Below are 25664 nucleotides of genomic sequence, written 5' to 3' on the forward strand. Positions count from 1 at the left end.
CGCTCCCTAATTGAAACTCTGGGACAGCGAGCCCAGCAGCAGTTGCCAGCCGTCGACCAGCACGAACAGCATCATCTTGAACGGCAGCGAAATCACGGCCGGCGACATCATCATCATGCCCATCGACATCAGGACCGAGGCCACGACCATGTCGATGATCAAAAACGGGATGAAGATCGCGAAGCCGATCTGGAAGGCCGTCTTCAGTTCGCTCGTCACGAAGGCCGGAATCAGGACGCGCAGCGGAATGTCTTCCGGACCCTGCAGGGCCGGGGTGCGCGAGATTTTCACGAACATGGCGAGGTCCGACTGGCGCGTCTGCTTGACCATGAAGTCCTTCAGGGGCTGGGCGCCGCGGCTCATCGCTTCCGTCATCTGGATCTGGTTTTCCTGCAAAGGAAGATAGGCTTGCGTATAGATCTTGTCGAAGGTCGGGCCCATCACGAACAGGGTCAGGAACAGGGCGAGACCGACCATCACCTGGTTCGGCGGCGCCGTTTGCGTGCCGATCGCCTGGCGCAGCAGGGACAGCACGATGATGATGCGGGTAAAACTCGTCATCATCAGCAGCGCGGCCGGCAGGAAAGTAAACGCCGTCATCAAGAGCAGCGTCTGCACCGGCAGCGTATACGTGGTGCCGCCGCCGGGGCTAGGGGCGGTGGTGAAGGCGGGCACGCCGGGCGCGGCGAGTACGGCCAGCGGCAGCAGGGCGAGTCCCGCCGCCAGCAGGAGTTTCTTTTTATTTCGCATTACGTTTGTCTATCGTCTGTTTCAGCCAGTCGCCGAAATTCGAGGCCGACGGCGCATGGCCGGCGAGGGCGGCGGTCGCGCCGGCATCGCCTTTCGGCATCGTCGCCAGCGCGTTCACGCGGCCCGGCGACGCGCCCACCACGATCCACTGATCGCCCACTTCGATCACCATGATGCGTTCGCGCCCGCCGATGTTCAATGCACCTACCATGCGCAGGTTGGCCGAGTTGCCGGCCATGCGCGGCGCGTAGCGCTTGGCGGCCCAGGCCAGGCCGGCCAGCAGGGCCAGCACCAGCACCAGGGCGAGGATGGTTTGCAGCAGGCTGCCTGCGGAGGGGCCGGGCGTCGCCTGCGGCAGCGTGACCGGATTGGCGGGAACGGCGGGAATGGCGGCAGGGGCAGCGGGCATGGTGGCCGCGCCGGGCGCCGGCGTCGGCGTCGTAGCGAGGACGGTCGGGACTTCACCGACGGTGGTGGCTGGTTCGGCGGCAGGCGTGGCCGGCGCAGTTGTCGGCGCCGTTGCGGGAGCAGTTGCGGGAGCAGTCGCAGGCGCAGCCGCCGGCTGGGCCGTGGCGGCCAGCGGCATCAGGAAGGATGCCGCCAGCAACGCGCTCGCGCCGCCCCTGCGCAGGCAGGTCGATAACCGGGCAGGCGCGATCGCCTGGCCAATGGTGTCGTACTGGATTGCGGGAGGGCAGGCGGGGGCGCGCGTCGACATCATTTATTCAATTTTCTGATCCGTTCCGAAGGCGTGATGATATCAGTCAGGCGGATACCGAACTTGTCGTTCACGACCACCACCTCGCCCTGGGCGATCAGGCAGCCGTTGACCAGCACGTCCATCGGCTCGCCGGCCAGGCCATCGAGCTCGACGACCGAGCCCTGCGCCAGCTGCAGCAGGTTTTTAATGGCGATCTTGGTGCGGCCCAGTTCCACGGTCAATTGCACCGGGATGTCGAGAATGAAATCGATGTCGTTCGGGGTATCCGGACGCACGTTCTTCGTGCCGAAGTCCTGGAACACGGCGGCGCTGGCGGTCTGCTGCTTCTGCAGCGCGGCGGCCTCGGCCGCGGCCTGCTCGGCAATCGCGGCGCCCCAGTCGTCGTCGAGGATCTGGTCGTCTTGGGTATCGGACATGGTGTTTCTCCTGAATTACTTGAAGCTGTCGCTGTTGGCCAGCAATTTCTCGACCTTCAGCGCGTACTGGCCGTTGAAGACGCCGTAAGAGCATTCCATCACCGGCACACCGTCGACGGTGGCCTGGATCGCTTCGGGAACGGTGATCGGGATCACGTCGCCGATTTTCATGTTGAGGATTTCGTCGAAGTTCGCCTTGCCGTGGCCGAGTTCGGCCACGAGTTCGACTTCGGCCACCTGGATCTGCTGCGTCATCAGGCGGATCCAGCGTTTATCGACTTCGAGCGCCTCGCCCTGCAGGCTCGAGGTCAGCGCATCGCGGATCGGCTCGATCATCGAATACGGCATGCAGAAGTGGATCTGGCCCGATACCGGACCGAGCTCGATCGTGAAAGTGGACGATACCACGACTTCGTTCGGCGTCGCGATGTTCGCGAACTGGGTGTTCATCTCGGAACGCACGTACTCGAACTCGATCGGATAGACCGGTTCCCACGACTTGGTATAGGCCTCGAACACGACGTCCAGGATGCGCATGATGATGCGCTGCTCGGTCTGGGTGAAGTCGCGGCCCTCGACGCGGGTATGGAAGCGGCCGTCGCCGCCGAACAGGTTGTCCACCAGCAGGAACACCAGGCCCGGATCGAAAACCATCAGCGCGGTGCCGCGCAGGGGCTTCATGTGGATCAGGTTCAGGTTGGTCGGGACCACCAGGTTGCGGATGAATTCGCTGTACTTCGAGACCCGCACCGAGCCCACCGAGACTTCGGCGCTGCGGCGCAGGAAGTTGAACAGGCCGATGCGCAGCAAGCGCGCGAAGCGCTCGTTGATGATCTCGAGCGTCGGCATACGGCCGCGCACGATCCGCTCCTGGGTCGCCAGGTTGTAGGTGCGGACTCCCGAGGTGTCTTCAGGCGCGGCAATGTCGTCCTGATCGCCGTTGACCCCTTTTAAGAGGGCATCGACTTCTTCCTGTGAGAGGAAATTATCGGCCATGTTATTTCTTTACTGAATGCTCATTGGATAATAAACGAGGTGAACAGCACGTCGGATACGTCCTGCTCGCTGCCGCCCTCATCGAACGGCACCTGGACCGCGGCCTTGATCTCGCCCGCGAGCTGCTGCTTGCCTTCCACCGTATTGATTTCCGAAGCTTTCTTGCCCGATAGCAGGAGCAGGACGCGGCTGCGCACCTTGGCCATGTGGTCCTTGAGCAGGGTGACCTGTTCCGGGCCCTCGACCTGCAGTGTAAACTGCACCTGCAGGTATTGGTCGCCATTCTCGGGCTGCAGGTTCACCGTAAAGGCTTCGATCGGCACATATTCGGCTTTCATGTGCTCCTTGTCCTTCTTTTTCTTCTTCTTGGCCGGGGCCTCGTCGGCATGGGCCGCCTCGGCATCGCCGCTGCCGTGCAGGAAGAACCAGCCTGCGCCGGCGCCACCGCCCAGCACGAGCACACCCGCGATCGCCATGATCATGAGCTTCTTCTTCGAGCCTGCCGCCGGTGCTGCATCGGCCTTCGGGTCAGCCTTCATTTTCGGATTCGCTTTCAAGTTGCCTCTGGTGCCTGATAGGGGTTGCGTAATTATGTCATTATCGAGAAAAAGTGCGCCGAGGCAAGCTTTGAAAAGAGGGGGGAAGGTGCATCATCTCAAGGTTTCTTCCGTCTTGTACCCTGGGCTCTCGAGCCCAGAGTGCTGCGTTCGCGTATATCGCGGCCCGAAGCGCACCCACAAAAAACGGCCGCACGCGGCGGCCGTAAACGGAATTCGTTGCTGCTTACGCGAAGGTATCGACCGCCCCCGCACCGCCGATCACGCGAGTGCGTGGACGCGGCATGACGTCCGCCACATCGCTGTCGCCCCCGCCATTCCCGCCACGGCCGGGGCCCGAACCGCCAGTGCCCTGGCCTTCCTGGCCCTGGCGCCCCTCGGCGCCGGCATTCACGGTCGCGTTGCCGAGCGCAATGCCGTTTTCGCTCATCATTTCACGCAGGCGTGGCAGGGCATTCTCCAGGGCCTGGCGTACTTCCAGTTGCTGCGAAGAGAAGGTCACGCTGGCCAGGTCGTTGCTCACGTTCAGCACCACCTGCACGGGGCCGAGGTCCGGCGGATTGAGCTCCAGCGTCGCGCTCTGGTCTTCGCCTCCCACCATCCAGATCACTTTCTGGCCCACCTGGTTGTCCCAGGCCGGCGTGCCGACGCGTGCGCTGAGGCGGTCGGTCGGTGCGCTGGTGGCGGCTTGCGCAGTCTGCAGGGCAGTGGCCTGGGCCGTGAGGCTGGTGAGCGCCTCGGCGCCCGGCGCGCCTTCCCTGGCGGCGGTATGGGCAGCGCTGTCGCGCAGCCTGGCGGCGAAGTCGCCAGCCTCGACCGGCAGCTTGGCCGTCTCGGCCGCCTTGCCGAGATCGAGGGCGCGCAGGTCGATGCCCGGCTGGGCCTTGTCCTGCGGCGCGTCCGTCATCGAAGCCAGGGGCGCATCGCCTTCCAGCTTGACGAGCGGCTCGGTGCCCTCGCCCAGCGATTTTTTCATGCCGGACAGCAGCGCGTCCGGCTGCGCTGCGGGCGTCTGGGCTGCGGCCGGGATCGGGGGCGCTTGCTGCGCCTGATTGAAGCTCGCGACCAGGGCCAGCATGTCGACGACCGAGTCCGCCGCCCTGGCGTCGGCCGAGGTGGCGGCCTCGTCGCCGCCTTCGCCCTCGGTGGCAGCCGTCTTTTCCTCGGCGCTTGCGCTCTCGCCCTGCTTGCTCACGGCCGGATGCCCGGTTTCCTTCGCGGCCTGTTTCACGGTCTCGCGCGGCGCAGGTTTGGCTTCGTTCGAGGCCGGTTTGGCCGGCGCTTGCGGTTTCGGACCGGCGGCGACCGGCTGCGGCATGGTCGCCTGCGGCTGCACCGGCGCCTGGCGTTGCTCGAGCTGGCGCTGCTCGGTCTGGCGCTGGTTCATCTGTTGAAGGTTCAGCTGTTGAAGGTTCAGCTGTTGGGTCAGCGCCGCACCGAAGTTCACGCCGTCGGTGTTCGCATTCGCATTCGTATTGGCGCGCTGGCCAGGGAGCGGGGCGGCGGCGTTGAACTGGATCGGGAGGGAGGTCGTGTGCATCGTCATCGTGAGTTACTGGTTGCCGCGGACGGTACGCGCCGCGTGGTCATCCATCATTTTCTGGTCGCGCTTGTTTTCGATCCTGAGGGCTTCGGCGGCGGCGCGGTCGTTCAGGGTGCGGTAGGAAAGGCGCTTGCGTTCGCTTTCCTGCCAGGCAGCCTTTTCCAGGTCGCTCTTGTAGTTCGCGTGCTTCAGTACTTCCTGCTGGCCGTTGATCGCGTTATCGAGCTTGCCGACAAAGGCAACGAAGTTGGCGTAGGCGAAGGGCGTGATGCCGTTCATCTGCGCCTGGTCGAGCTTGTTTGCGTAATCGTCGCGGTAGCCCAGCAGCATTTTTAATTTTTGTTCCGCTTCCTCGACCGCTTTCAGGGCGGCGCCGAGACGCTTGGCGGCGTCGTCGGAATCGCGCTGGGCCAGCTCGATCAGGGTTTCAAGTGCGGAAGGATTTGCCATGATGAAGAAAGTATACCGGCGGCAACATCAAGCCGATCAGCTGAACAGAGAGGTTAATTGCCCCAAGCTCTGGCCCATATTCGTGTTTTCGTGGATTTCCTGGCACAGGAACTCCTCGATCTGTGTGTTGAGCGCGATCGCCTGGTCCAGCACCGGATCGCTGCCCGGGGCGTAGGCGCCTACGCTGATCAGGTCGCGCGAGCGCTGGTAGCGCGAATACAGCTGTTTCAGCTTTCTTGCCGCCAGCTGGTGCGCGTGCGAGGTGATGCCGTGCATGGCACGGCTGATCGATTGCTCGATGTCGATCGCCGGATAGTGGCCGGCTTCGGCCAAGTGGCGGTTCAGGACGATGTGGCCGTCGAGGATACCGCGTGCGGCATCCGCAATCGGGTCTTGTTGATCGTCGCCCTCGGAGAGCACGGTATAGAAGGCCGTGATCGAGCCGCCGCCCTCGAGGCCGTTGCCGGCGCGCTCGACCAGCACCGGCAGCTTGGCGAACACCGAGGGCGGATAACCCTTGGTGGCCGGCGGCTCGCCGATGGCCAGTGCGATTTCGCGCTGGGCCATCGCGTAGCGGGTCAGCGAATCCATGATCAACAGTACGTTCTTGCCCTGGTCGCGGAAGTGCTCGGCAATTGCGGTCGCATAGGCGGCGCCCTGCAGGCGCATCAGGGGCGGGCTGTCGGCCGGTGCCGCGACCACGGCCGAGCGCGCCATGCCTTCCTCGCCCAGGATCTGCTCGATGAATTCTTTCACCTCCCGGCCCCGTTCGCCGATCAGGCCGACGACGATCACGTCCGCCGTCGTGTAGCGCGCGATCATGCCGAGTAGCACCGATTTGCCGACGCCGGTACCCGCGAACAGGCCGAGACGCTGGCCGCGGCCAACGGTCAGCATGGAATTGATGGCGCGCACGCCCACGTCCAGGGTTTCCTTGATCGGCGCGCGGTCCAGCGGGTTGACGGGGCGGGCGTTGATCGGCGCAACCTCGCTGGTTTCGAGCGGACCCTTGCCGTCGAGCGGGCGGCCGGCGCCGTCGACGACGCGGCCCAGCAATTTCATGCCGACCGGCAGGTGGCGCGCGCGATCGCTCGGACGGCGGCGCGGATGCGCGACGCTGCCCGGACGCGGCACCGGTGTTTCGACCGGAAACACGCGCGCGCCGGGTACCACGCCTTCGACGTCCGATTGCGGCATCAGGAACAGGCGCTCGCCCTCGAAGCCGACGACTTCCGCCTCGATCTTCGCGCCGTTCGGCAGGGGGATGGTGCAGGCGCTGCCGACCGCCAGGCGCAGGCCCACGCATTCCATTACCAGCCCGGCCACGCGCGTGACGCGGCCCGAGACCTGCATCGGCTCGACGAAGCCAATCAGGGAATGACAGTCGCCGAGGTAGGATTTCCAGCGCGCCGTGTGGCGGTCGGGCGCCCCCAGGGTGGTGTCCACTAAGCCAGCCACTCGACGTTCTTGCCCAGCGCATGCGTCAGGCGGGCCCAGCGCGCGGCGGCCTGGGCATCGATCTGGTTGCTGGCGGTATCGACCTTGCAGCCGCCGCGCCCGACCTGCGGATCGGCGACGACGCGCCAGCCGCCCTTGTCCAGTTCGTCGGAGAGGGCGGTGCGCACGATCTCGATGTCTTCGGGATGCAGGGCCAGGATCGCCGGCGCCTGCAGCACGGGCAGATAATCGATCGCTTCGCGCACGATCGGGATGATCAGCTCGGGGCGGACCGTCAACGCGGTGCGCACCATCGAGCGCGCCAGGTGCAGGGCGAGGTCGAGCACGTCGGAGGCGATGGTTTCGTCGGCGGCGGTGACGGCCTGGCTGAAGGTGGCCGCGATCGCGCGCAGGTTTTCCTGTTCCAGCGCCAACTCGGCGCGGCCCGCTTCATAGGCTTCCGCGCGGCCGGCCGCGCGGCCTTCCTGCAGACCCTCTTCGTAACCCTCGGCGCGCGCGCCTTCGCGCAGCGCCTCCAGTTCGGCCGCGGTCGGCAATTGCATTGCCGGATGGGGAGAAGGCAAGACCGCGGCAGCCGCTGCCGCCGCTGACGCGGCCGCAGCGGCTGCCGCACGTTCTTCGGCCTGGATGCGCGCCGCAAGCGAGCTGGGGCGCTCGTCGCCGAAGGAGGTCATTTCCCAGCGCTTGAAGGCGCCCTGCGTGTCTTTGCTCATCATTACCCGTCGATTTACCGATCAGACGAAGGAATCTTCGCCCTTGCCGCCCAACACGATCTGCCCTTCGTCCGCGAGGCGGCGCACGATCTGCAGAATCTGCTTCTGCTGCGCCTCCACTTCCGACAAACGAACCGGACCTTTCGACTCGAGGTCTTCGCGCATCATTTCGCTGGCGCGCTGGCTCATGTTGCGGAAGATCTTTTCGCGCAGGTCCTGCGAGGCGCCTTTCAGGGCGATGATCAGCATGTCCGACTGCACTTCGCGCAGCAGCAGCTGGATGCCGCGGTCGTCGATGTCGATGATGTTGTCGAACACGAACATCTCGTCCATGATCTTCTGCGCCATGTCGTTGTCGTAGTTCTTGATGTTTTCCATCACCGAACTTTCCTGCTCCCCGGCCATGAAGTTCAGGATCTCGGCCGCGGTACGCACGCCGCCCAGCGACGATTTTTTAATATGCTCGTTACCCGACAGCAGCTTGGTCAGCACGTCGTTCAGTTCGCGCAATGCGGCCGGCTGCACGCCGTCCAGGGTGGCGATGCGCAGCACGACGTCGTTGCGCAGGCGGTCCGTGAAATGGCTGAGGATCTCGCAGGCCTGGTCGCGCTCGAGGTGCACCAGGATGGTGGCGATGATCTGCGGGTGCTCGTTGCGGATCAGTTCCGACACCGATTGCGCATCCATCCACTTCAGGCTTTCGATGCCAGAGGCGTCCTTGCCGCCCAGGATGCGGTTCAGGAGCACGGCGGCCTTGTCGTCGCCCAGCGCCTTGGTCAGCACTTCGCGGATGTATTCGTCCGAATCCAGGCCCACGGTCGAGTGCGCATCGGCTTCGTCGCGGAAGGCTTCCAGCACATTCACCACTTGCTCGTGCTGCACCGATTTCATGGCGGCCATGGCCGCGCCCAGCTTCAGCACCTCGCGCGGTCCGAGGAATTTCATCACTTCGGCCGCTTCCGATTCGCCCAATGCCAGCATCAGGATGGCTGCCTTGGTGATGCCGTCTTTATCCTTGTCGCTCATTCCGAACCTACCCATGCCTTGATTACGTTAGCCACGATGCGCGGATCGTTCTGCGCCATTTCCTTTGCCATCGCCAGGTTGGCGCGATAACTGCGCTCCCGCGGTGCTTCCTCTTCCTCGATCGGCATGCCGTCCGGTCCCAGCAGCGGCTTGCCTTCGAGGTCGACGATGGCGTCCTCGTCCTGCCCTTCCTTCTTTTCCTCGTCCGGGATCGCGGTCGCTTCGTCGAACTTGCGTACCACCGGACGCAGCAGCGGGCGCAGGATGCGGAAGTAGAGGAAGGCGATGACAGCCGCGATCAGCAGGTATTTTCCGATTTCCATGGCCAGCGGCAGGTTGGACGGATCCTTGTACCAGTCGGGGCCGTTCTCGTCCGGACGGTCGACGCCGTCGAAGGGGGCATTCGCCACGTTCATCGTGTCGCCGCGGCTTTGGGAGTAACCCATCGCCTGCTTCACCAGTTCATTGATCTGCGCCACTTCCGCCGCCGGCAGCGGTTTCACGGTGACCTTGCCGGTAGCCGGGTCGACCGTGCGGCGGTAGTTCACGACGACACCGACCGTCAGGCGCTTGATGCCGCCCATCGGACGCTGCTCATAGCGGATCGTCTTGTCGAGCTCGTAATTCGTGGTCGCGTTCCTGGCTGAAGGGCCGGTCGTCGTCTGCGGCGCGGCGCCGGGTGCGCCACCTTCCAATGGGGCGGTGGCCACGCCGGGCGGCTGGTTCGACAGCGCGCCGGGAATGCCATTGGCCGGGCCAGTGGTGGCGCCAGTCTGCTCCGAGGTCTGCTGGCTGCGGATCGCCTGCGGCTCCGGCGGCGAGTTCGGCTTGTACATCTCGGCGGCGGTGTCGACCTGGGCGAAATCGATGTCGGCGGTCGCTTCGGCGCGCACATTGCCCTTGCCGACGATCGGGGTGATCAGCGATTCGACCTGCTTGATGATGTTCTGCTGGACCTGCTCGACATATTTTAATTGTGTCGCATCGAGCTGCTTGCCGAGCGCATTCGCCTTCGGCTGCTCGGACAACAGGTTGCCGTTCTGGTCGACGACGGTGACGTTGCCGATCGTCAGTTCAGGAATGCTGGACGCCACCAGGTGCACGATGGCGCTGACCTGGCCCGGATCGAGGGCACGGCCAGATTGCAGGTTCAGCAGGACGGAGGCCGTCGGCTTTTGCTGGTCGCGCACGAATACGGACGGTTTCGGCAGCGCCAGGTGGACGCGCGCGCCGGCCACCGAGCCGAGCGACTGGATCGAGCGCGCCAGCTCGCCTTCGAGCGAACGCTGGTAATTGACTTGCTCCAGGAACTGAGACACGCCCAGCTTCTGGTTTTCCATCAGCTCGAAGCCGACATTGCCGCCTTTCGGCAAGCCCTGCGAGGCAAGCTTCAGGCGAAGGTCCGGCACCTGCTCGGCCGGCACCAGGATGGCGGTGCCGCCCTCGGAAAACTTGTATTTCACGCCCATCTGGTCGAGCGAGGCCGTGATGGCGCCGCCGTCCTTGTCGCTGTAGTTGGCGTACAGCACGCGGTAATCGGGGGACTTGCTCCACATCCAGATCGCCAACACAGCAGCCAGCACCGCCGCCACGCCACCGCCGATGAGCACGTTGCGGCCCATGGGGGTTTTCAGGAACGGTTGTGGAGCAGCAGGGGTGTCGAGCAGGTCGTCGGCGGTTGCAGCCATGTTGTTGTCCAGGGGAGAAAGGAGATCAGAGCCGAATTATGAAGCCTTGGGGCAACATTCAAACGGGGGAATAGGAGGCGCTTTCCCCTCCTGCTCGACTCAGCGGCTTGCGTGGACGCTGGTAACCTGCAAGCCTGACATTGCTCCCGTACGGTTTGTACCGGGGCACGCAAGAGATTGAACAGGAGAACCCATGAACGTAGGCGGAATCGACAGCAGCCGGATCGAGGCGATGATGGCCCAGCTCAAGGCCGCGGCCACGAAGCCGGCCGCGCCTTCGCTCGGCACCGGTGGGCCTGGCGCCCTGGGCGGACTCGGCGGGATCGGCAATGCCGCCCCGGTCAACGAAGGTCCGTCGAAGGTCAGCTTTTCAGATGCCCTCAAGAATTCGCTGGAGCAGGTCAGCAATTCACAGAAAACGGCCGAGGACCTGGGCAACCGCTTCGCCATGGGCGACGACAGCGTCAGCCTTTCGGACACGATGATCGCGATGCAAAAATCCACGATTGCATTCCAGGCGACGGTGCAGGTGCGCAACAAGCTGGTGTCGGCGTATCACGAGATCATGAATATGCAGGTTTGAGTTTTCTGGACGACTAACATTGCCTTTAATGCACACGGGCCGCTTTCCAATTGGAAGCGGCCCTTTTTTTGGCTGTCGCTGGCGTTCAGAGATCCGGCGCGGTCCGCGTGCGGTTGAAATTGAAGCGGTTGACGGCAGCCCGCCCCAAATCGATGCAAGGCTTTTCGATGAAATGGTAAGCAAAATAAGAAAGGCCGGCCACGGCGACAACAAAGACCGACCATTGGACGAACGGCGATATCCCCTTCAGGTAATGAAACGAAAAATAACGGATGGGGTCGTGGACGAGATAGATTCCGTAGGAGTAACGGGCAATCACGCTGCCGACATTCCGGATCAGGTTTGATTTAATTTCCCCGCATTTCGGAATCAACATGCCGAGCAGCAAACAAATGAGCCAGGAAAGCACGGTGGCATTCGCGCCGTGTCCGACCAGCGAAGGATAGAGGATGGCGACCGCCCCGACATAGGCGAACAAGACGCCCGGTGAATAGCTGCGAGGCGTGCGCCGCCGGCAAAACGCCAGCACCCCCGGCAGAAAGCAGGGGAAGAACTTGACCAGGCTGAAATCGATCCCGAGCCGCCAGAAAGCAAGTACGAGCGCAACGGACGCACACCATAGCGCAGCGATGCCGCCGGATGAATATCTGCCACTGTAGCGTGACCAGATGAACAGCACAGGCAGGAAGAAATACATCTGGAATTCGTAGGGCAAACTCCACAGTACCGGCGTGACGTTGGCACTCCCGGTCAGGTTCTGTATCAGGAACACATTGCTGAGGAAGGTAGACAGGTTCGGCTGCGTCCCGGAGTGCATCCGTTCGATCACGGAAAGCACAACGACGACCACGATGCTCAGGGGATAGATCCGGAAGGCCCGGACTACAAGAAAGGATATCGTCGTGGGAGGACCGCCGAGGACCCTCGTTTGCCGATCCAGCGAAAACATCAGCACCAGGCAGGTGTGCACGAAGAAGATCATCACACCCAGCGTGCCCAGGATATGGGTGTCGAAGCCGCCAGGATTTGCCAGCGAGTTATCCAGCAGAAGATGGCTGATCACGACGAAACTGACCGCCAGCGAGCGCAGCACGTCGAGATTGGGGGAGGGCGATGTGGAAGTCATCATTGCCACGCACCGAACACTTGATTCGTGAAAGCGGCGCCGTAGTGCCAGGGCGAATGTTTCATGCAGGCCATCCCAGTTCCCCTGGTGGGGTTAAAAAAATGGAAACAGTTCCGTCATCAAGTTTATCGGTACTTCAGCGACCGGACTTGATGCAGATAAGTAGTAGCGGCTTTTTATTAAAAAACCGAATCCGTTTGTATCTGAGGCGTACTTTGATTAGAGAAATTTCCTGATATTCGTACCCGTATTTTTGCGATGCGCTATGGATCCAGGAGGCACAAATGTGCGTCCGAGTAGCTCTGATATTTGTCAAGCGCCCCCTCTCGAATGTGCGTAGCGTCGAATATCGCCGATCCCGATCGAATGGGATAAGCCGGCGAATACGTAAGGCACTTCCTTAGGGGATATGATGACTAATCAAGAAATGATGCGGAGACGTTTTCTCCGCGACTCGGTCATTGCGCTTGCTGCGCCTGCCATTCCGATGGGGGCCTGGGCGCAAACGGTCCTTCAGAAACGCCAGGAATGGCAGAGCTTCAAGGTCACGCCGCAATACGGATCGCTGCTCACGGCAATACGCCGGATGAAGGCAAACACGAATGCAGCTGATCCGAACAGTTGGGCGTATTGGACGAATATCCACCTCAATCGCTGCCCCCACGGCGTCGCTTATTTTTACGCCTGGCATCGCGGTTACCTCTGTTATTTCGAGCGCCAGCTGCGTATCGTCTCCGGCGACAGCAAGCTTGTCCTTCCCTATTGGGATTACTATTCCAACGCGACATTGCCTGCCGAATTCACGAATGCAAGCAGTACCAATCCCCTGTATGTGCCGCGGGTCAATACCAACGTGCGGCAAGCCCTGACCCTTGCTCCTTTTGCCGCGACGGTGACGAACTTCCAGCGCGGCCTGTACAACGCCTTCGAGCCCAGCCTGGAAGGGGCCCCGCACAATCCGGTGCACGACATCATCGGCAATGTGATGGCAACGATGAATTCGCCGAACGACCCGATTTTCTGGCTCCACCACGCGAACGTCGACCGGCTCTGGGTTGCCTGGGTGGCTGCCGGCGGGGGACGGAAAATGCCGGCGACGACCAACTCCTACTGGCTGGGAAGCCATACCTATACCAGCACGTTGACGATGCAAAGAAGCTTCACCTACGACACGCGCACCAACCTGCAGTATTACTATCAGAACGAGTTCATGCCGACCACCATGCCGGTCGCCCAGCTGCCGCGCGGCGAGGTACACCAGGTGCAGGCGCATGGGAACGAGCGTCTGCTGCCCATTCCACCGGCGGGGCCATTCAAGCCGGGCGGGCGCAAGCCGACCGGCGACACGACTTTTTCGATTGGCGGGGCGCTTGCGATCGGGCTGGACCAGCGCTCCGTCAGCGCACAGTTCCCGGTCTTGCCGGAAGACTGGGCCGCGGTACAGGAGATCATGCGCGGCAACCCGGGGACGGTTCGGGGCAGCGCCAGGAAATACAGATCGGTGCAGGTCGTACTCGATAATCTCGAGCTGACCGATGAGGGCATGAACGGTGGATATTTTTACCAGGTCTACCTGAATACACCGTCTGCCGATGGCACGGCCAACGGCCAGACGTCGGTGCTGCTCGGGACCCTGGGCGCCTTCCAGATCAACGGCGCATCCCATCATGGCGGCCCGGCACGGCTGAGTTACACGGTTGCGCGGGGGCTGGTGCGGAATCAGGAGCTGCGCGTCGGTATCGCATCGATCTCCTTCATCCGGGTCGATGGCGACAACAGCCCGCGCGGCGCGACGATCGGTATCGGCGAGGCGCGGCTGGAGCTGTCGACCGAGGAGAAGGATTCCTGACGATCCACCGTCTGCAAACCGGCCAGGGCCGGCGCCGGTGAAGCGGCGTCAGTTCAGGCCGGCGAGCTTCGCATTGCGCTCACGCTCCAGCCTGGTGATATAGCGTTGCACAGCAGCCATGTTCCCGCGCGAAATATCGACGAACATGCAGCCGATGCGGCGGCTGGTTTTGTTGTTCAGCATCGTCACGTCCAGCGCATTGCGCACCTGGAGCGAGGTGGTGACGGTGCCGATCTCGGGCAGCTCGATGCGGCAATTGGTGAAGGTCTGGCCGATCGTCGAATTGAGCATCATCTTGTTGTCGAGCAGGGCGACGCCGCCGCAGCTGATGTCGGCCAGCGGGAAGGTGGCGTTGCCGCCCCCGAGGTCGAGCGGCATCGGCACCAGGGCCGGTACCGGATTGGTCACCGGCGTCGGCATCCGATAAAACTCGCGCCGCTGCAGGCGGATCAGGGAAGACGGAATCTCGGCCGCCAGCGCGCTCGCGCCCCGGAACTCGGCTTCGCGCACGCCGTTCACGCTGAACAAAATGCGGATCTTGTCGAGGTAGGTTTCGCAGAGCACGCTCCTGGCCTGCACGATGCGCTCGTTCTGCTCGCGGTTGATCGAGCGATCCAGCACGAACACGCCATCGTCGGCATCGACCTCGAGGATCGAGGTGACGCAGACATCGGCCTCGCCCTTGATCTTCATCCGGATCAATTGCTTCTTTTCGCCGATCTGGCGCAGCAGCGCCACGATCTCGCGGCGCGACTGCACCTCGTAGTCGTGCCAGTTTTCCAGTTCTGCGTCATGCATTGCTTGCATCTTGTTCCGCCGATATTGCAGGTGAGTCTGCAGGTAAGTCTGCAAATGAGTTTGCAGATGAGTCGATATGGAGAGCGCTGTCCGGCGGGGCCTGAGTGGGCCTGCCGAGTTGTTGCGCTGACTCAATATGATATAGCCATGCTAACAGTTCCGCAATTGCGCGGTAGAGGGCCGGCGGAATCTGGCCGTCGAGGTCGATATCCATCAGCAGCGCGACCAGTTCCTTCGATTCGTGGACGAACACGCCGGCGTCGTTCGCCCGCTCGATGATCTGTTCGGCCACCAGCCCGCGGCCCTTGGCGACCACCGTCGGCGCGCTCGATCCGGCAGCGTAGGCGAGGGCGACGGCGCGCTGCTGGCGTTGCGGCACTTCGCTCATGCGCCCTCCCGATCGTTGACGCGCAGCGCCGCCAGTTCGTTGCCGGCCGCCGCCAGCGCTTCCTGCAGGCGCGGCGCCTCCGCGCGCAGCAGGCTGGCGCTCCCCGATTCTGCCACCAATTCGATATGCAGGCGCGCGCCACGCAGGCTGACGCTGGCTTCGACTTCTCCCAGCAGGGCGAAACGCAGGCGCAGGCCGCTGTGCCAGCCGGCCCCGTCGTCCTTGCCGCCGCGCGCCTGGGCGGCATCCTCGCCATCGTCGCCATTGCGTGTGATCTCCCAGCGCATCGGCTGGCCGGGGCCGAATTGACCCTGCCACACGAGCTGGCCGGATTCGTGCGTCGCCAACTGCTGGTTGATCAGCTGCGAAGCCGAGGGATCGGTGGGAAGGGTGCCGGGCGCCTGCCGCGCCTGCGGTTCCGCCATCAGTTCGGCCAGCGGACGTTTGCCTTCCGCCCATTGCGCAAGGTGCGATTCGTAGAACAGGCCGCTTTTGGCCACGGCCTGCTGCAATTGTCCCGCCAGCTGCGCCGGATCGGGGGCGCCCTGCGGCAAGAGCGGCGTGCTGGGGTTCAGGCTGGCCAGCGGCGGGGCGCCGGCGGCGCTTTTCAGGACCTGGCCAAGCAGGCGCGCCGCCGGGCTGAGCTCAGCCGACTGCCCCTGGCCGCCTGCCTGCAGCAGGCGCGAGCTGGCGGCGGCGACGCTGGCCGCCAGCGAGGCGGCGTTCGCGCTCAAGGGCAGCAGGGTGCCGTGCAGGGCGGCGTCGCCGAGGCCGAAGGTCGGCTGCGGAGACGCGGCGAGCACTGTCATCGTCAGCTGCGCGCCGGGCTGAATGCCCGGAGGCAGCATCATGCGCACCGGCATATCCGCCACGCGCACCATGAAACTGCCGTCGCCGAGGCGTGCCAGCACCGCGGCTTGCACCTGGCTGCCGAGCATGGTGGCGAGGGTACGCTGGAAGGCTTCGAGGCGGGGATCGCCCGTGCGTTCGGTCGGCGCTACCGGCCGGGCCGGTAGCGGGGCGCTGAGGCCGGGACTGGGGATGCGCTCGACCATGGAAAGCTAAGGACCTGTCGGAGGGAGCAGGCCGCCGCTGGCGCGCCCGGCGTCAAACACTGCCGTAGGCGTTGACGAGGCGGCGCTGGGTACCGGAGTTGTTGATCAGGGCGGACAGCTGGGCCATCCAGGGCATGGTCAGGTCGCGGATCTTGCGGTCATCGGCCAGGATGCGGCGGATGCAGTCGATCTTTGCCTGGCGGCCCGACGGATTGAGTTCGACCGCCGCTTCGCTGCGTTTCAAGGTGTCGACGTGCGCCGTGCATGCGCGCTCGAGGACCACCAGGTGGTCCCAGTCGCCGGCTTCGGCGGCGGCGAGCATCTGCCCGGTCAGGTCGGCGACCGCCGCGTACTCGAGCAGGACTTCCTGGCCCGTCATCATCAGGCGCTCGCCATCACGGGGTGGTGCGACATCGCGGCCGGCTGAACCGGCTTTTCGCCGATCTGCGTCCATGCGTCGCGCAGGTCGGTCAGCAGGGTCTGCACTTCGTCGAGCAGCGCCGTCTTGTTCTGCAGGCTGGCGGTCAGGAGGCGTTCGGTCATGTACACGTACAGGGCGTCGAGGTTGCTGGCGATCTCGCCGCCGGCCTTCTTGTCGAGGCTGGCGCGCAGGCCGTTGTTGATGATGTCGAGGGCTTTCGAGACAGCCGCGCCTTTCTCGACGATATTGCCAGCCGCCATGTGCGTGGAGGCACTCTTGATCGCGGCCAGGGCGCCGTCGTACAGCATGACGATCAGTTTATGGGGCGAAGCGGAAATCACCGAGGTTTCCAGTCCTACTTTGGCGTAAGCGTTGACGCCGCGCTGCATCGATCCAAACATCGTGAACCTCCAATACTTCTTCAAGTGTGGGGAGCGCGCCAGGGGGCGTTCCGCCAAGTTCGTGCTGGAGCTGGTCGGTGCGGCGTCGAGGCCGTCCTGCCATTCTTCAGCGTGGGTAGTTTACTGGCTTAACGGCAGGTTCTAACCGGACTTGAGAGGCGGGAATACCCGGCTTTTTCAGGCTTTGTCATCCCGATAATGGATTCGACAGGCGTGCCGGGCCGCGCACAAGAGTGAAGAAGGGAGATTGCGCGCCAGCAGGAAGCGCTCACGCGAGGCTTAAAAAAGTCAGTCGTTGCGTGGCCGCTGGCGCCGCTCGTGATGGCGCCGCGCTTCGGGACTCTGCAGGGCACGCGTCAGGATCGAGCGCGGCACATTGCAGGTGTCGAGATAGGTCAGGGCGAATTCGACTCCGCGAATGTCCACCAGATAAAGAGCATATTCGGCGGTCAGCGCCGTTTGCTCGTCGGTTCTTCTTTGCATCATGAAACTCGCACCATCAACCCGCTCGACAGCCAGCCGGACGTCGCATACGTCCTCCGTGTCGCGTTAATACAATGATATCCATGTCGACCCCGCGCACGTGGTCGAATTGTTAGAAAATGTTTCTGTTGTAAAGACGACTCAGGCATGCGAACCGCCGGGCTGGCCTTTCCGCATGGGAAGCGCCGCTTCCGCATACGGTCCGGGCGCGAGGAAAGCGCCGGCCTCGAGCGCGTCGAGCGGACGCGCATAATAATAGCCCTGGGCCTGGTCGCAGCCGGTGTCGCGCAGCGCCAGGGCCTGGGCCGCCACCTCGACGCCTTCGGCCACCACGCGCAGGTGCATGCGGTGCGCCATGGCGACGATCGCCTGCACGATGGCGCGCGCATCCGAGCTGTGCACCATGTCGTGGACAAAAGACTTGTCGATCTTGAGCTTGTCGATCGGCAGCCGCTTGAGATAGGCGAAGCTCGAATAGCCGGTGCCGAAATCGTCGATGCTGAGCGTGACCCCGAGCGCGCGCAGCTCGCGCATGATCGCCAGGCTGCGTTCGGGGTCGGCCATCGACAGGCTTTCCGTCAGTTCCAGTTCCAGCAGGTGCGGTGCGATTTTCTCCTGCGCCAGCAGTTCACGGACCAGCGCCACCACGTCGCCTTGCAGGAACTGGCGCGCCGACAGGTTCACCGCCACCGGAATCTGCGGCAGGCCGGCCGCGTGCCAGGCCGCCATCTGTTTGACCGCCGTGCGCACGAGCCAGTCGCCGATCGGCACGATCAGGCCGGTTTCCTCGGCAATCGGCACGAATTCCTCTGGAGAGACAATGCCGTGTTCCGGATGGCGCCAGCGCAGCAGGGCCTCGAAGCCGGCCAGGGTGCCGCCCTGCAGATCGATCTTCGGCTGGTACTGCAGGAACAATTCCTCGCGTTCGATGGCGCGGTGCAGCTGGTGTTCGAGCGCCATGCGCCGTCCCAGTTCGCGGCGCTGGGCCGGTGCGAAGTGCTGCAGGCGCGCGCCGCCCGTTTCCTTGGCATGGCGCATCGCCGTGTTGGCATTGCTGAGCAGGGTGTCGGCATCCTCGCCGTCCTGCGGGAAACAGGCGAACCCGAGGCTGCAGGTGATGGAAATGTCTTTCCCGGCCCAGGAAACGCTGCTGTTGACGCTTTCCAGCAGGCCGCGCAGGCGCGCCAGCAGCGCCGCTTCGCCGCCGGTCCGGTTCAGCAGCAGCACGAATTCGTCGCTGCCGGTGCGCGCCAGCAAGTCGTCCTCCGCCAGCCCGGCCTGCAGGCAGCGGGTGACGGCCACCAGCACTTCATCGCCGGCGGCATGGCCGAGCGCGTCGTTGACGCGTTTGAAACGGTCGATGTTCAGGCAGGCCACCGCGGCGGAGCTGGTGCGCCGGCCCCAGTCGGCCACGCTGTCGCGGATCGCCCCCAGCAGGGCCTGGCGGTTGGCCAGTCCGGTGAGCGTATCGTGGGTCAGCAGGAATTCGACCTGGCCGGCGGAAGCGGCCAGCTGGGCACGCGAGGCGTTTTGTTGCAGCTGGTCGTGCAGTTGCTGCGCGGCCATGACAAGCTGGCGGTGGTAGATCAGCTCCTCGACCATGCGCGCCAGGTCGTGCAGTTCAGCCAGTTCGGCCGCGTCCAGTTCGCGCGGCGCACTGTCGATGATGCACAGGGTGCCGAGCTTGGCGCGCTCGACAGAATACAGCTGCACCCCCGCATAAAAGCGAATGTGCGGTGCGCCGACCACGATCGGGTTATCGGCAAAGCGCGGGTCGTTGGCGGCATCCTCGACCACCAGCGGCTGGTCGGTCAGGATCGCGTGGCCGCAGAAGGACACTTCGCGCGAGGTGGTCTGGGCGTCGAAGCCGCAGCGCGACTTGAACCATTGGGTGTCGCTGCCGACCAGCGAGATCAGGGCGGTCGGCACCCCCAGCAGCTTGGCCGTCATCCGCGTGATCCGGTCGAATGCTTCCTCGGGGCCCGTGCCGAACAGGCTCGTTGCGTGCAGGGCGGCGAGCCGCCGGGCTTCGTCGACCGGAATGGCGGGTGTCATCATGTGCGGGGCGGGCCGCATCGTGACGATACGGCCGGGTTCGTGGTCCAGCCTGTATTACGCCAGAACAATCGAAATTTTGCAATTAGCGCACGATTGTTAAATCCATGGAAAGCGGCCTGCCGCCGTCTCATTATTTTAGCCAGACCGCCGTTAATGCCCTTGTAGCAGTCCTCGCCAATTCGCCCGCTACCTGTCAGCGACCAGTGCGAAGTTGCTCACAAACATTTTTTTTAAAAAAATCCTCAAGGTTTTGCAGAGGTCTCCGTTAAAGAATACAAGCGAGCTGAAACAGCAAAGCAAGCAAGAAACCGAACCCCTGATAGCAGCACCTAACTGAACTGCCCACTGGAGAACTACCATGTCGATCATCAACACCAACATGTCGTCGCTGAATGCGCAACGTAACATGGCCAAGTCGAGCAACGACCTGCAAACATCGATGACCCGCCTGTCGTCTGGCCTGCGCGTCAACAGCGCCAAGGACGACGCAGCCGGCCTGTCGATCGCCACCAAGATGGACTCGCAGATCCGCGGCATGACCCAGGCATCGCGTAACGCCAACGACGGCATCTCGATGATCCAGACCGCCGACGGCGCCATGTCGAACATTTCGGATGCACTGCAGCGTATGCGTGAACTGGCAGTCCAGGCCGCCAACGGCACCAACGGCGCCGACGAAACCGGCAACATCGGCACCGAGATGTCGGCTCTGAATGACGAAATCGCCCGTATCGCCGACACGACCAGCTTCAATGGCAAAAGCCTGATGAAGTCGGGCGCTCCGCTCACCGTCGACATCCAGGTCGGCGCCAACAAGGACGAATCGATCAAGGTCGCCATCGCCGACAGCGACGGCTACGCTAAGTTCACCGCTGCGACCGACCTGAAGGTTGATACGCCTGCCAACGCTGGCGCCACCATCGCCAAGATCGACGGCGCCCTGAAGGCCCTGAACACGGAGCGCGCGTCGCTGGGTACCGCACAGAACCGTATGGGCTATGCGATCAGCAACCTGTCGAGCTCGATCGAGAACCAGTCGGCCGCAAAGAGCCGCATCATGGATACCGACTACGCTTCTGAAACCAGCAAGCTGAGCCGCGCGCAGATCCTGCAGCAGGCAGGTACCGCGATGCTGGCCCAGGCCAACTCGGCACCGAACAACGTGATGTCGCTGCTGCGCGGTTAATCCCCCGATATAATCGATGGTCCAGCTGTGCGGGGTTAAGCCCCGCACAGCTGTTTTCAAAGAGGTGTTCCGATGTTGCAACCAATACAAGCTGGAAGCCCATCGGTCGTCGCCGGCAATACGGCGCGGCCGTCGGTGGACGGCGTCAAGCCAGTTACCTCTGCCGCGCCCGTCGCGGCGTTTGCACATGTGGACAACAAGTTGGCCGGTGTCGAACTGGGCAATGCCGTTGCCGACCTGAACAAGGTGGCGCAGGCCAATGCGCAAGGCGTGCGTTTTTCGGTCGACGAGGACAGCGGCCGCACCGTGGTCAAGGTGGTCGACACCCAGACTGACGCGGTGCTGCGCCAGATCCCGAGCGTCGAGGCGCTCAAGCTGTGGCGTTCGATCGAACAGATGCAGGGTGTGATGTTGCGCGACAAGGCTTGAGGCCGGGGCATCTGCATCCGTCTTATATGAAGGAAGCGAACAATGGGTATTAGTGCCGCAGGCATGCTGTCGGGGTTGGACGTCAACGGTCTCGTGACGTCCCTGATGGAGGTCGAGAAGCAGCCGCTCGCGAACCTGCAAGCGAAACAAGCCAGCTTCAATTCCAAACTGTCCGCGTTCGGTACGCTCAAGAGCGCGGTGTCCACCTTCCAGGCAGCCGTGAAGGCGCTGTCGGGCGACGCCCTGCGGGCGCTGACGACAACGTCCACCAAAGCCGATGCGATCGGTGTGTCCGCTACCAAGGACGGCGGTGCGGCAGCCGGCAGCTATTCGATCGAGGTAAGCAAACTGGCGCAGAGCGATAAGCTGGTGTCGTCCGGCATTGCAACAGATGCAAAGTTCCTCGGCCCCGGTTCGATGGAAATCACGATCGGTGGCAAGCCCACGACTGTGAACCTGACCGATGCCACCCTGGCTAGTGTCTCGAGTGCCATCAACAAAGCCAACGCCGGCGTGACTGCCACCATCCTGAACGACGGCACGCAAGATCGTCTCGTCATCACGGGCAACCAGAGCGGCAGTGCCAACGGCGTGACGATTGCTGCGACGGGCAGCTTGGCGCGTTTCGATAGCACGCCCCCGCCGGTCACCGTGCCGCCGACGGAGCCGAATATGGCGCGGACGCAGACTGCGCAGAATGCCGAGATGACGATTGACGGCATCGCGGTGTCGAAACCATCGAATACCGTGATCGATGCGATCAAGGGTGTGACCCTGAACCTGGCCCAGACCAATATCGGCAGCCCGGCCACGATCACCCTCGCGAAAGACGCGGCGACGGTGACGAAGTCGGTCACCGCCTTCGTCGACGCCTACAACGCGCTGGCTACGGCGGTCAACAAGCAGACCGCCTACAATGCCGCCACGAAAACTGGCGCTGTACTCAACGGTGACGCGGGTGCGCGCTCGATCCTGGGCAGCATACGCTCCGAACTCGGCAAAGCAGTCAGCGGCGCCACGGGCCTGTCGTCGCTGTCCGACATCGGGATTGCCTTCCAGCGCGACGGTACCCTGAAACTGGAAAAGCCGGCCAAGCTGGAGACAGCGATCGCCACCAATTTCGAGGGCGTGTCGAATCTGTTCAACTCGGCGTCCGGCGTCGCTACCCGCCTTGCCAAGGTCACGGAAGATATGCTGGGCTCGAAAGGAGTGTTCAAGAGCCGCACGGATGGCCTGAACGCCTCGATCAAGGGCCTGGAGAAAAGCAGTGACCGGATGGAGCTGCAATTGGCCCAGACCGAGAAGCGCTACCGCACGCAGTTCACCTCGCTCGACTCGATGATGGTCAATATGCAAAGCATGAGCAGCTATATGACGCAACAGCTGGCGGCGCTGGCAGCCAACAGCGGATACTAAGCAATACACTAGCAACCGGTATCGACGTAAAAAACAGGGCTGTCCGATCTCGGACAGCCCTGTTTTCGTTCATGCCCGCGTTTGACGGATCAGGAACGGAGGAAGCCGAAGATCCGGTCCAGCCTGTCCCAGCCAGTGTTTTGCAGGGCCTGGTTAATCTGCTGCGCCAGCTTCATATCGTGCTGGACGCGGCGGCAAAACACCTGGACCGTCTGGGCCAGCAGGGCCGGCGTCGGCAAGCTGGCGTCGCTGTTGCACTGGGCGGCCAGCACGAAGCGGACCATGCCGAAACGCGAGACCAGCCGCAGGTAGTGTTCGTAGGGTGTGCTGTCGCCGAACGGGAACAGGGCGCTGAACATTTCGTTCAGTAGATAATGCTCCATCAGCCAGGGTGCTTCGCTCAGCGCGGCCGGCAGGCGTTCGATGCCGCGGCGGTAGTTGGCAACGATTTGCTGCTCGACCGATTCCCCGCTGGCCGGGTCCGTTGGCATACCCCTTGCGATCATGTCCAGGATGGCATTCTGCGAGGTGGAGTGGGTAGTTTTATGCCGGACGTTCCACATGGTGGCGAACACCGCCGCTTGCTGGTAATGATTGGGCGGCATGTCCTTCAAGGCATCGGTGATAGACCCGGTCTCGAGTGCTGCAACCAGTTCTTCGATCAGGGCAGGGACTGCTTGCTGCTTGTGCGCCTGAATCGCCTTGGTCAGGCTTTCGCAGAATACGCCCAGCACTGCCAGCTTTTCCCACACTTCCAGGCCTTGCGTGCGCATCAGCTGGAAGCAGAAGATCCGGATTTCATTCATGGTCTCCGGACGCAGCCCGTGCATGGGCTTGATCTTGCCGGCCGAGGTGTCACGCACGACGACCTTGCTCTCGACAAAATCGAAGGCGTCCGGACTCAGCAACGCCTGGCGCGCCGCTTCCGGACAGGACAGCGTCAGGCTCTGTTCAATACCGCCTGCGAACTGGCGCGTCGAACGAGGGTAGCTGAAGCAGGTGTCGGACAGATAGCTTTCGTTGAGGTGTCTCTGCACCGAGCACAGGCTGTCCTGCATGAGCGGACAGGCCGCCGATTCCTGATGCAGTTCGATGCGCGCGTAACTGGCATCGCTTTCCTGGCTGCGCACGCGCCTGACGCTGCTTTCGAACACAGGCTTGAGTTCCGGATGATTCGACTGGCGGTAGGCGTTGAACGTCTTTTTGTCGACGTTCACGCGCCAGCCTGCACAGCAGCTGTCCTCGCAGCTGGAGCCGATGCAGCTGAAACGGCTGACATACTGGGGCACGAGCGCGGTAAGGGATTTGGAAGGGTGAAGGATGGCCATGGTTGTCCGTAGTAGGCTGGGGGCAAGTCTGATCGTACTTTGCGGAAACAATCGTTTCAAGAAGATTGGGCCAAAAATTCACATTCCGGCCCGGTTGGATGCGCGTTTGTCTGTTTCCACTCACAAGATGTGGAAGCGTCATGGTCGCGAATACCAGGGTCCGGTCAGCTGTCGCTGGCCACTTCCACCCGGTTCTTTCCCGACTGTTTCGCCTTGTACATCGCCCGGTCCACCCGTGCCAGCAAGCTCGCCTGGTCCTCGTTCGGCAGGCGCAAGGCCACGCCGGCCGAGAACGTGATCAACAGCTTCTCGTTATCGTGCATGAAGAAATGCCTGGTCAGCTCGCGCTGCAGGCGCGTCATGGTCAGCACGGCCGCCTCGACCGGGGTTTCCGGCAGCATGATCAGGAATTCCTCGCCACCGAAACGGGCGATCACGTCAATCGAGCGTAGCGTCGCCTTCACCACCTTGGCCAGGTGGCGCAGGGCGTTGTCGCCGGCCAGGTGGCCATAGGTATCGTTGAGCTTCTTGAAATTGTCGAGGTCGAGCAGGGCCACGCACAGCGGCGTGTTGCGGCGGTCGGCGCGCGCGCTTTCGCGCTCGAACACGTCGTCCAGGCCGCGCCGGTTGAGGGTGCCGGTCAGCTGGTCTTCGCGCACCAGTTCGCTCATGTGCTGCAGCTTCGCTTCCAGCTCCTTGATCCTGCTTTCAGCTTCCTGCACCTCGCGGTGCGCGGCCAGCATGCGGTCGCGCGAGGCCAGGGCCTCCGCTTGCGCCTGCCTGGTCTCGCTCAGGACCTGGTCGAGTACCTCGTTCAGCTCCGTGATGTCGCCGGCATTGCGGATGCGTTCCGAAAAGCCGCCCAGCTTGTCGTGGTAGTCGCCGGTCGAGGCCGCCACCGAACCAAGGCGGTCGATGAAGGTCATCATCATGTTCTTGACGGTGGTCCTGACGTCGGACAGGTTGTGCTTCAGCTGGCCCTGCTTGTAGATCACGTCCTTCAGGCTGCGCGTGACATCTTCCAGTGCGCGCGTGTCGATCGGGCCGCTGATGAGTTCCTGCACGGCCTCGATCTGACCGCGCATCCAGCTGTCGTCGTCCAGCAATTCGCTGACGTTCTCCAGCAGCAGCTTGAACAGGCGCAGCAGCAGCTCCTGCTGTTCGCCGGCATCGCCGTTATGCAGTTCGATCTGGAAGCAGAGTTCCTTCAGGCGCGTTGCGATTTCCTGCAGCGCCGCTTCGCCATGCGCGATTTTCACGGCGGCGCCGAGCGACTCGGCTTCGCTTGCCAGCTTGGGGCTGGCCGGTAGCAGCGACGCCAGGGCAAACGCCAGCGTGCGGCTCAGCAGTTCGCGCAGCAGCACGGTGTCCTTGCTTTCCATGCCATAGGTCACGCCCGGCGGAATGCCGCGCCGCAAGTGCTTCTCGACCAGCTGCGACAGGGCGCGCGCATAGGCTTCCCAGTCGCGCACCTTCACCGCGCGGTTCAGGCGGCGGCCGTATTCGGCCAGTTCGCCCGGGGTGTCGGTCAGCTGCGTCGCAAAGTCGACCAGCACCACCTCGGCCGCGCCGGTGCTCGGCGCAACGGGGGCAGATGCGGGTCCCAATGCGGGCTTCGGGATGCCGGCAATCTCGTCGTAGATGTCCCGATACGCGTCGGGCGTCGGTGCGATGCGGCGTGTGGCGAGGCGCCGGAAGGCTTCGCGCGCGATATCGACGGGGTTCTGGGCGGGCGGGGCGGGAGGGTTAGGCATGATGCAGGCTTACGTATTTGCTGTGCAGCAATGATAAGCACCTTTTCTTTTCGTCATCGCCCGAAAAGAGG

At 63.2% G+C, this 25664-nt stretch carries 26 protein-coding genes; 5 read left to right on the forward strand and 21 right to left on the reverse strand.

Going from position 1 to position 25664, the window contains the following annotated elements; genetic code table 11:
- Positions 1–6: 6 nt before the first annotated feature.
- The 11 genes from fliP to fliF all read right to left on the reverse strand — a co-directional run bounded on the left by fliP (position 7) and on the right by fliF (position 10318).
- Positions 7–750, reverse strand: a complete 744-nt coding sequence (fliP, locus tag ACI48I_RS03775; RefSeq protein WP_498573374.1) for a flagellar type III secretion system pore protein FliP — start codon at positions 748–750, stop codon at positions 7–9.
- Complete coding sequence (fliO, locus tag ACI48I_RS03780) at positions 740–1471, reverse strand: flagellar biosynthetic protein FliO (protein ID WP_498573375.1); 732 nt, start codon at positions 1469–1471, stop codon at positions 740–742. Before fliO ends, fliP begins: the two co-directional genes overlap by 11 nt.
- Positions 1468–1887 carry a flagellar motor switch protein FliN gene (fliN, locus tag ACI48I_RS03785; RefSeq protein ID WP_193688709.1) on the reverse strand — a complete coding sequence of 140 codons (420 nt, stop codon included), beginning with the start codon at positions 1885–1887 and terminating at the stop codon, positions 1468–1470. The genes fliO and fliN overlap by 4 nt, the downstream gene beginning before the upstream one ends.
- 15 nt (positions 1888–1902) lie before the next feature.
- The gene (fliM, locus tag ACI48I_RS03790; RefSeq protein WP_193688710.1) at positions 1903–2883 is read right to left on the reverse strand and encodes a flagellar motor switch protein FliM; all 981 of its coding nucleotides are present in this window, start codon (positions 2881–2883) and stop codon (positions 1903–1905) included.
- A gap of 20 nt (positions 2884–2903) precedes the next feature.
- Positions 2904–3422, reverse strand: coding sequence for a flagellar basal body-associated protein FliL (gene fliL, locus ACI48I_RS03795; protein WP_498573962.1), 519 nt, complete (start codon positions 3420–3422; stop codon positions 2904–2906).
- A 244-nt stretch (positions 3423–3666) separates the two neighbouring features.
- On the reverse strand, positions 3667–4980 hold the full coding sequence (locus ACI48I_RS03800; RefSeq protein ID WP_498573376.1) for a flagellar hook-length control protein FliK: 1314 nt from the start codon (positions 4978–4980) through the stop codon (positions 3667–3669).
- A gap of 12 nt (positions 4981–4992) precedes the next feature.
- Positions 4993–5433, reverse strand: a complete 441-nt coding sequence (fliJ, locus tag ACI48I_RS03805; protein ID WP_498573377.1) for a flagellar export protein FliJ — start codon at positions 5431–5433, stop codon at positions 4993–4995.
- A gap of 36 nt (positions 5434–5469) precedes the next feature.
- Positions 5470–6786 carry a flagellar protein export ATPase FliI gene (fliI, locus tag ACI48I_RS03810; protein ID WP_498573963.1) on the reverse strand — a complete coding sequence of 439 codons (1317 nt, stop codon included), beginning with the start codon at positions 6784–6786 and terminating at the stop codon, positions 5470–5472.
- 92 nt (positions 6787–6878) lie between these two features.
- Positions 6879–7607: a flagellar assembly protein FliH gene (locus ACI48I_RS03815; protein WP_498573378.1), complete on the reverse strand. Its 729-nt coding sequence runs from the start codon at positions 7605–7607 to the stop codon at positions 6879–6881.
- An 18-nt stretch (positions 7608–7625) separates the two neighbouring features.
- Entirely contained in the window at positions 7626–8630 is a 1005-nt protein-coding gene (gene fliG / locus ACI48I_RS03820) for a flagellar motor switch protein FliG (RefSeq protein ID WP_193688713.1), read from the reverse strand.
- The gene (gene fliF, locus ACI48I_RS03825; RefSeq protein WP_498573379.1) at positions 8627–10318 is read right to left on the reverse strand and encodes a flagellar basal-body MS-ring/collar protein FliF; all 1692 of its coding nucleotides are present in this window, start codon (positions 10316–10318) and stop codon (positions 8627–8629) included. The genes fliG and fliF overlap by 4 nt, the downstream gene beginning before the upstream one ends.
- A gap of 193 nt (positions 10319–10511) precedes the next feature.
- On the opposite strand from fliF, the gene fliE reads away from it, so the two are divergent.
- Positions 10512–10901, forward strand: coding sequence for a flagellar hook-basal body complex protein FliE (gene fliE / locus ACI48I_RS03830; protein ID WP_193688715.1), 390 nt, complete (start codon positions 10512–10514; stop codon positions 10899–10901).
- An 85-nt stretch (positions 10902–10986) separates the two neighbouring features.
- Here the strand turns inward: fliE and ACI48I_RS03835 are convergent, their stop codons facing one another.
- Entirely contained in the window at positions 10987–12030 is a 1044-nt protein-coding gene (locus ACI48I_RS03835; RefSeq protein WP_498573380.1) for an acyltransferase family protein, read from the reverse strand.
- A 406-nt stretch (positions 12031–12436) separates the two neighbouring features.
- On the opposite strand from ACI48I_RS03835, the gene ACI48I_RS03840 reads away from it, so the two are divergent.
- Positions 12437–13876 carry a tyrosinase family protein gene (locus tag ACI48I_RS03840; RefSeq protein ID WP_498573381.1) on the forward strand — a complete coding sequence of 480 codons (1440 nt, stop codon included), beginning with the start codon at positions 12437–12439 and terminating at the stop codon, positions 13874–13876.
- A 48-nt stretch (positions 13877–13924) separates the two neighbouring features.
- On the opposite strand, the gene ACI48I_RS03845 is transcribed toward ACI48I_RS03840, so the two are convergent.
- The 7 genes from ACI48I_RS03845 to ACI48I_RS03875 all read right to left on the reverse strand — a co-directional run bounded on the left by ACI48I_RS03845 (position 13925) and on the right by ACI48I_RS03875 (position 19480).
- Complete coding sequence (locus ACI48I_RS03845) at positions 13925–14674, reverse strand: flagellar brake protein (protein WP_193688717.1); 750 nt, start codon at positions 14672–14674, stop codon at positions 13925–13927.
- Positions 14667–15062: an EscU/YscU/HrcU family type III secretion system export apparatus switch protein gene (locus tag ACI48I_RS03850; protein WP_498573382.1), complete on the reverse strand. Its 396-nt coding sequence runs from the start codon at positions 15060–15062 to the stop codon at positions 14667–14669. Before ACI48I_RS03850 ends, ACI48I_RS03845 begins: the two co-directional genes overlap by 8 nt.
- Entirely contained in the window at positions 15059–16117 is a 1059-nt protein-coding gene (fliK, locus tag ACI48I_RS03855) for a flagellar hook-length control protein FliK (RefSeq protein WP_193688719.1), read from the reverse strand. Before fliK ends, ACI48I_RS03850 begins: the two co-directional genes overlap by 4 nt.
- Positions 16118–16169: 52 nt before the next feature.
- Positions 16170–16499, reverse strand: coding sequence for a flagellar protein FliT (locus ACI48I_RS03860; RefSeq protein WP_193688720.1), 330 nt, complete (start codon positions 16497–16499; stop codon positions 16170–16172).
- Entirely contained in the window at positions 16499–16939 is a 441-nt protein-coding gene (gene fliS, locus ACI48I_RS03865) for a flagellar export chaperone FliS (RefSeq protein WP_498573383.1), read from the reverse strand. The genes ACI48I_RS03860 and fliS overlap by 1 nt, the downstream gene beginning before the upstream one ends.
- Positions 16940–17227: 288 nt before the next feature.
- Positions 17228–17425, reverse strand: a complete 198-nt coding sequence (locus tag ACI48I_RS03870) for a hypothetical protein (RefSeq protein ID WP_193688722.1) — start codon at positions 17423–17425, stop codon at positions 17228–17230.
- A gap of 138 nt (positions 17426–17563) precedes the next feature.
- Entirely contained in the window at positions 17564–19480 is a 1917-nt protein-coding gene (locus tag ACI48I_RS03875; RefSeq protein ID WP_498573384.1) for a putative bifunctional diguanylate cyclase/phosphodiesterase, read from the reverse strand.
- 358 nt (positions 19481–19838) lie between these two features.
- On the opposite strand from ACI48I_RS03875, the gene ACI48I_RS03880 reads away from it, so the two are divergent.
- From ACI48I_RS03880 to fliD, 3 genes are all read left to right on the forward strand, one after another.
- Positions 19839–20666 (forward strand): flagellin N-terminal helical domain-containing protein, encoded by an 828-nt coding sequence (locus tag ACI48I_RS03880; RefSeq protein WP_193688724.1) that lies wholly within the window; start codon positions 19839–19841, stop codon positions 20664–20666.
- Positions 20667–20738: 72 nt separating this feature from the next.
- On the forward strand, positions 20739–21095 hold the full coding sequence (locus ACI48I_RS03885) for a flagellar protein FlaG (RefSeq protein ID WP_193688725.1): 357 nt from the start codon (positions 20739–20741) through the stop codon (positions 21093–21095).
- Between the two features lie 42 nt (positions 21096–21137).
- The gene (gene fliD / locus ACI48I_RS03890; RefSeq protein WP_193688726.1) at positions 21138–22511 is read left to right on the forward strand and encodes a flagellar filament capping protein FliD; all 1374 of its coding nucleotides are present in this window, start codon (positions 21138–21140) and stop codon (positions 22509–22511) included.
- An 89-nt stretch (positions 22512–22600) separates the two neighbouring features.
- On the opposite strand, the gene fliB is transcribed toward fliD, so the two are convergent.
- Entirely contained in the window at positions 22601–23839 is a 1239-nt protein-coding gene (fliB, locus tag ACI48I_RS03895; protein WP_498573385.1) for a flagellin lysine-N-methylase, read from the reverse strand.
- A gap of 164 nt (positions 23840–24003) precedes the next feature.
- Complete coding sequence (locus ACI48I_RS03900; RefSeq protein ID WP_498573386.1) at positions 24004–25593, reverse strand: GGDEF domain-containing protein; 1590 nt, start codon at positions 25591–25593, stop codon at positions 24004–24006.
- Positions 25594–25664 lie beyond the last annotated feature (71 nt).

Source organism: Massilia sp. LXY-5 (assembly GCF_059801075.1).

Coding starts and splice junctions, on each gene's coding strand:
- fliM (WP_193688710.1), bottom strand. CDS start 2,883: ATGGCCGATAATTTCCTCTCACAGGAAGAAGTCGATGCCCTCTTAAAA.
- ACI48I_RS03860 (WP_193688720.1), bottom strand. CDS start 16,499: ATGATGACGGGCCAGGAAGTCCTGCTCGAGTACGCGGCGGTCGCCGAC.
- ACI48I_RS03870 (WP_193688722.1), bottom strand. CDS start 17,425: ATGATGCAAAGAAGAACCGACGAGCAAACGGCGCTGACCGCCGAATAT.
- ACI48I_RS03900 (WP_498573386.1), bottom strand. CDS start 25,593: ATGCCTAACCCTCCCGCCCCGCCCGCCCAGAACCCCGTCGATATCGCG.
- fliK (WP_193688719.1), bottom strand. CDS start 16,117: ATGGTCGAGCGCATCCCCAGTCCCGGCCTCAGCGCCCCGCTACCGGCC.
- fliS (WP_498573383.1), bottom strand. CDS start 16,939: ATGTTTGGATCGATGCAGCGCGGCGTCAACGCTTACGCCAAAGTAGGA.
- fliE (WP_193688715.1), top strand. CDS start 10,512: ATGAACGTAGGCGGAATCGACAGCAGCCGGATCGAGGCGATGATGGCC.
- fliP (WP_498573374.1), bottom strand. CDS start 750: ATGCGAAATAAAAAGAAACTCCTGCTGGCGGCGGGACTCGCCCTGCTG.
- ACI48I_RS03840 (WP_498573381.1), top strand. CDS start 12,437: ATGATGACTAATCAAGAAATGATGCGGAGACGTTTTCTCCGCGACTCG.
- fliN (WP_193688709.1), bottom strand. CDS start 1,887: ATGTCCGATACCCAAGACGACCAGATCCTCGACGACGACTGGGGCGCC.
- ACI48I_RS03850 (WP_498573382.1), bottom strand. CDS start 15,062: ATGAGCGAAGTGCCGCAACGCCAGCAGCGCGCCGTCGCCCTCGCCTAC.
- fliO (WP_498573375.1), bottom strand. CDS start 1,471: ATGATGTCGACGCGCGCCCCCGCCTGCCCTCCCGCAATCCAGTACGAC.
- fliG (WP_193688713.1), bottom strand. CDS start 8,630: ATGAGCGACAAGGATAAAGACGGCATCACCAAGGCAGCCATCCTGATG.
- ACI48I_RS03875 (WP_498573384.1), bottom strand. CDS start 19,480: ATGATGACACCCGCCATTCCGGTCGACGAAGCCCGGCGGCTCGCCGCC.
- ACI48I_RS03800 (WP_498573376.1), bottom strand. CDS start 4,980: ATGCACACGACCTCCCTCCCGATCCAGTTCAACGCCGCCGCCCCGCTC.
- ACI48I_RS03835 (WP_498573380.1), bottom strand. CDS start 12,030: ATGATGACTTCCACATCGCCCTCCCCCAATCTCGACGTGCTGCGCTCG.
- fliB (WP_498573385.1), bottom strand. CDS start 23,839: ATGGCCATCCTTCACCCTTCCAAATCCCTTACCGCGCTCGTGCCCCAG.
- fliD (WP_193688726.1), top strand. CDS start 21,138: ATGGGTATTAGTGCCGCAGGCATGCTGTCGGGGTTGGACGTCAACGGT.
- ACI48I_RS03880 (WP_193688724.1), top strand. CDS start 19,839: ATGTCGATCATCAACACCAACATGTCGTCGCTGAATGCGCAACGTAAC.
- fliL (WP_498573962.1), bottom strand. CDS start 3,422: ATGAAGGCTGACCCGAAGGCCGATGCAGCACCGGCGGCAGGCTCGAAG.
- fliI (WP_498573963.1), bottom strand. CDS start 6,786: ATGCAGGTCTCGGGCCGCGTCACGCGCGTGGCCGGGCTGGTAATGGAA.
- ACI48I_RS03845 (WP_193688717.1), bottom strand. CDS start 14,674: ATGCATGACGCAGAACTGGAAAACTGGCACGACTACGAGGTGCAGTCG.
- ACI48I_RS03815 (WP_498573378.1), bottom strand. CDS start 7,607: ATGATGAGCAAAGACACGCAGGGCGCCTTCAAGCGCTGGGAAATGACC.
- fliF (WP_498573379.1), bottom strand. CDS start 10,318: ATGGCTGCAACCGCCGACGACCTGCTCGACACCCCTGCTGCTCCACAA.
- fliJ (WP_498573377.1), bottom strand. CDS start 5,433: ATGGCAAATCCTTCCGCACTTGAAACCCTGATCGAGCTGGCCCAGCGC.
- ACI48I_RS03885 (WP_193688725.1), top strand. CDS start 20,739: ATGTTGCAACCAATACAAGCTGGAAGCCCATCGGTCGTCGCCGGCAAT.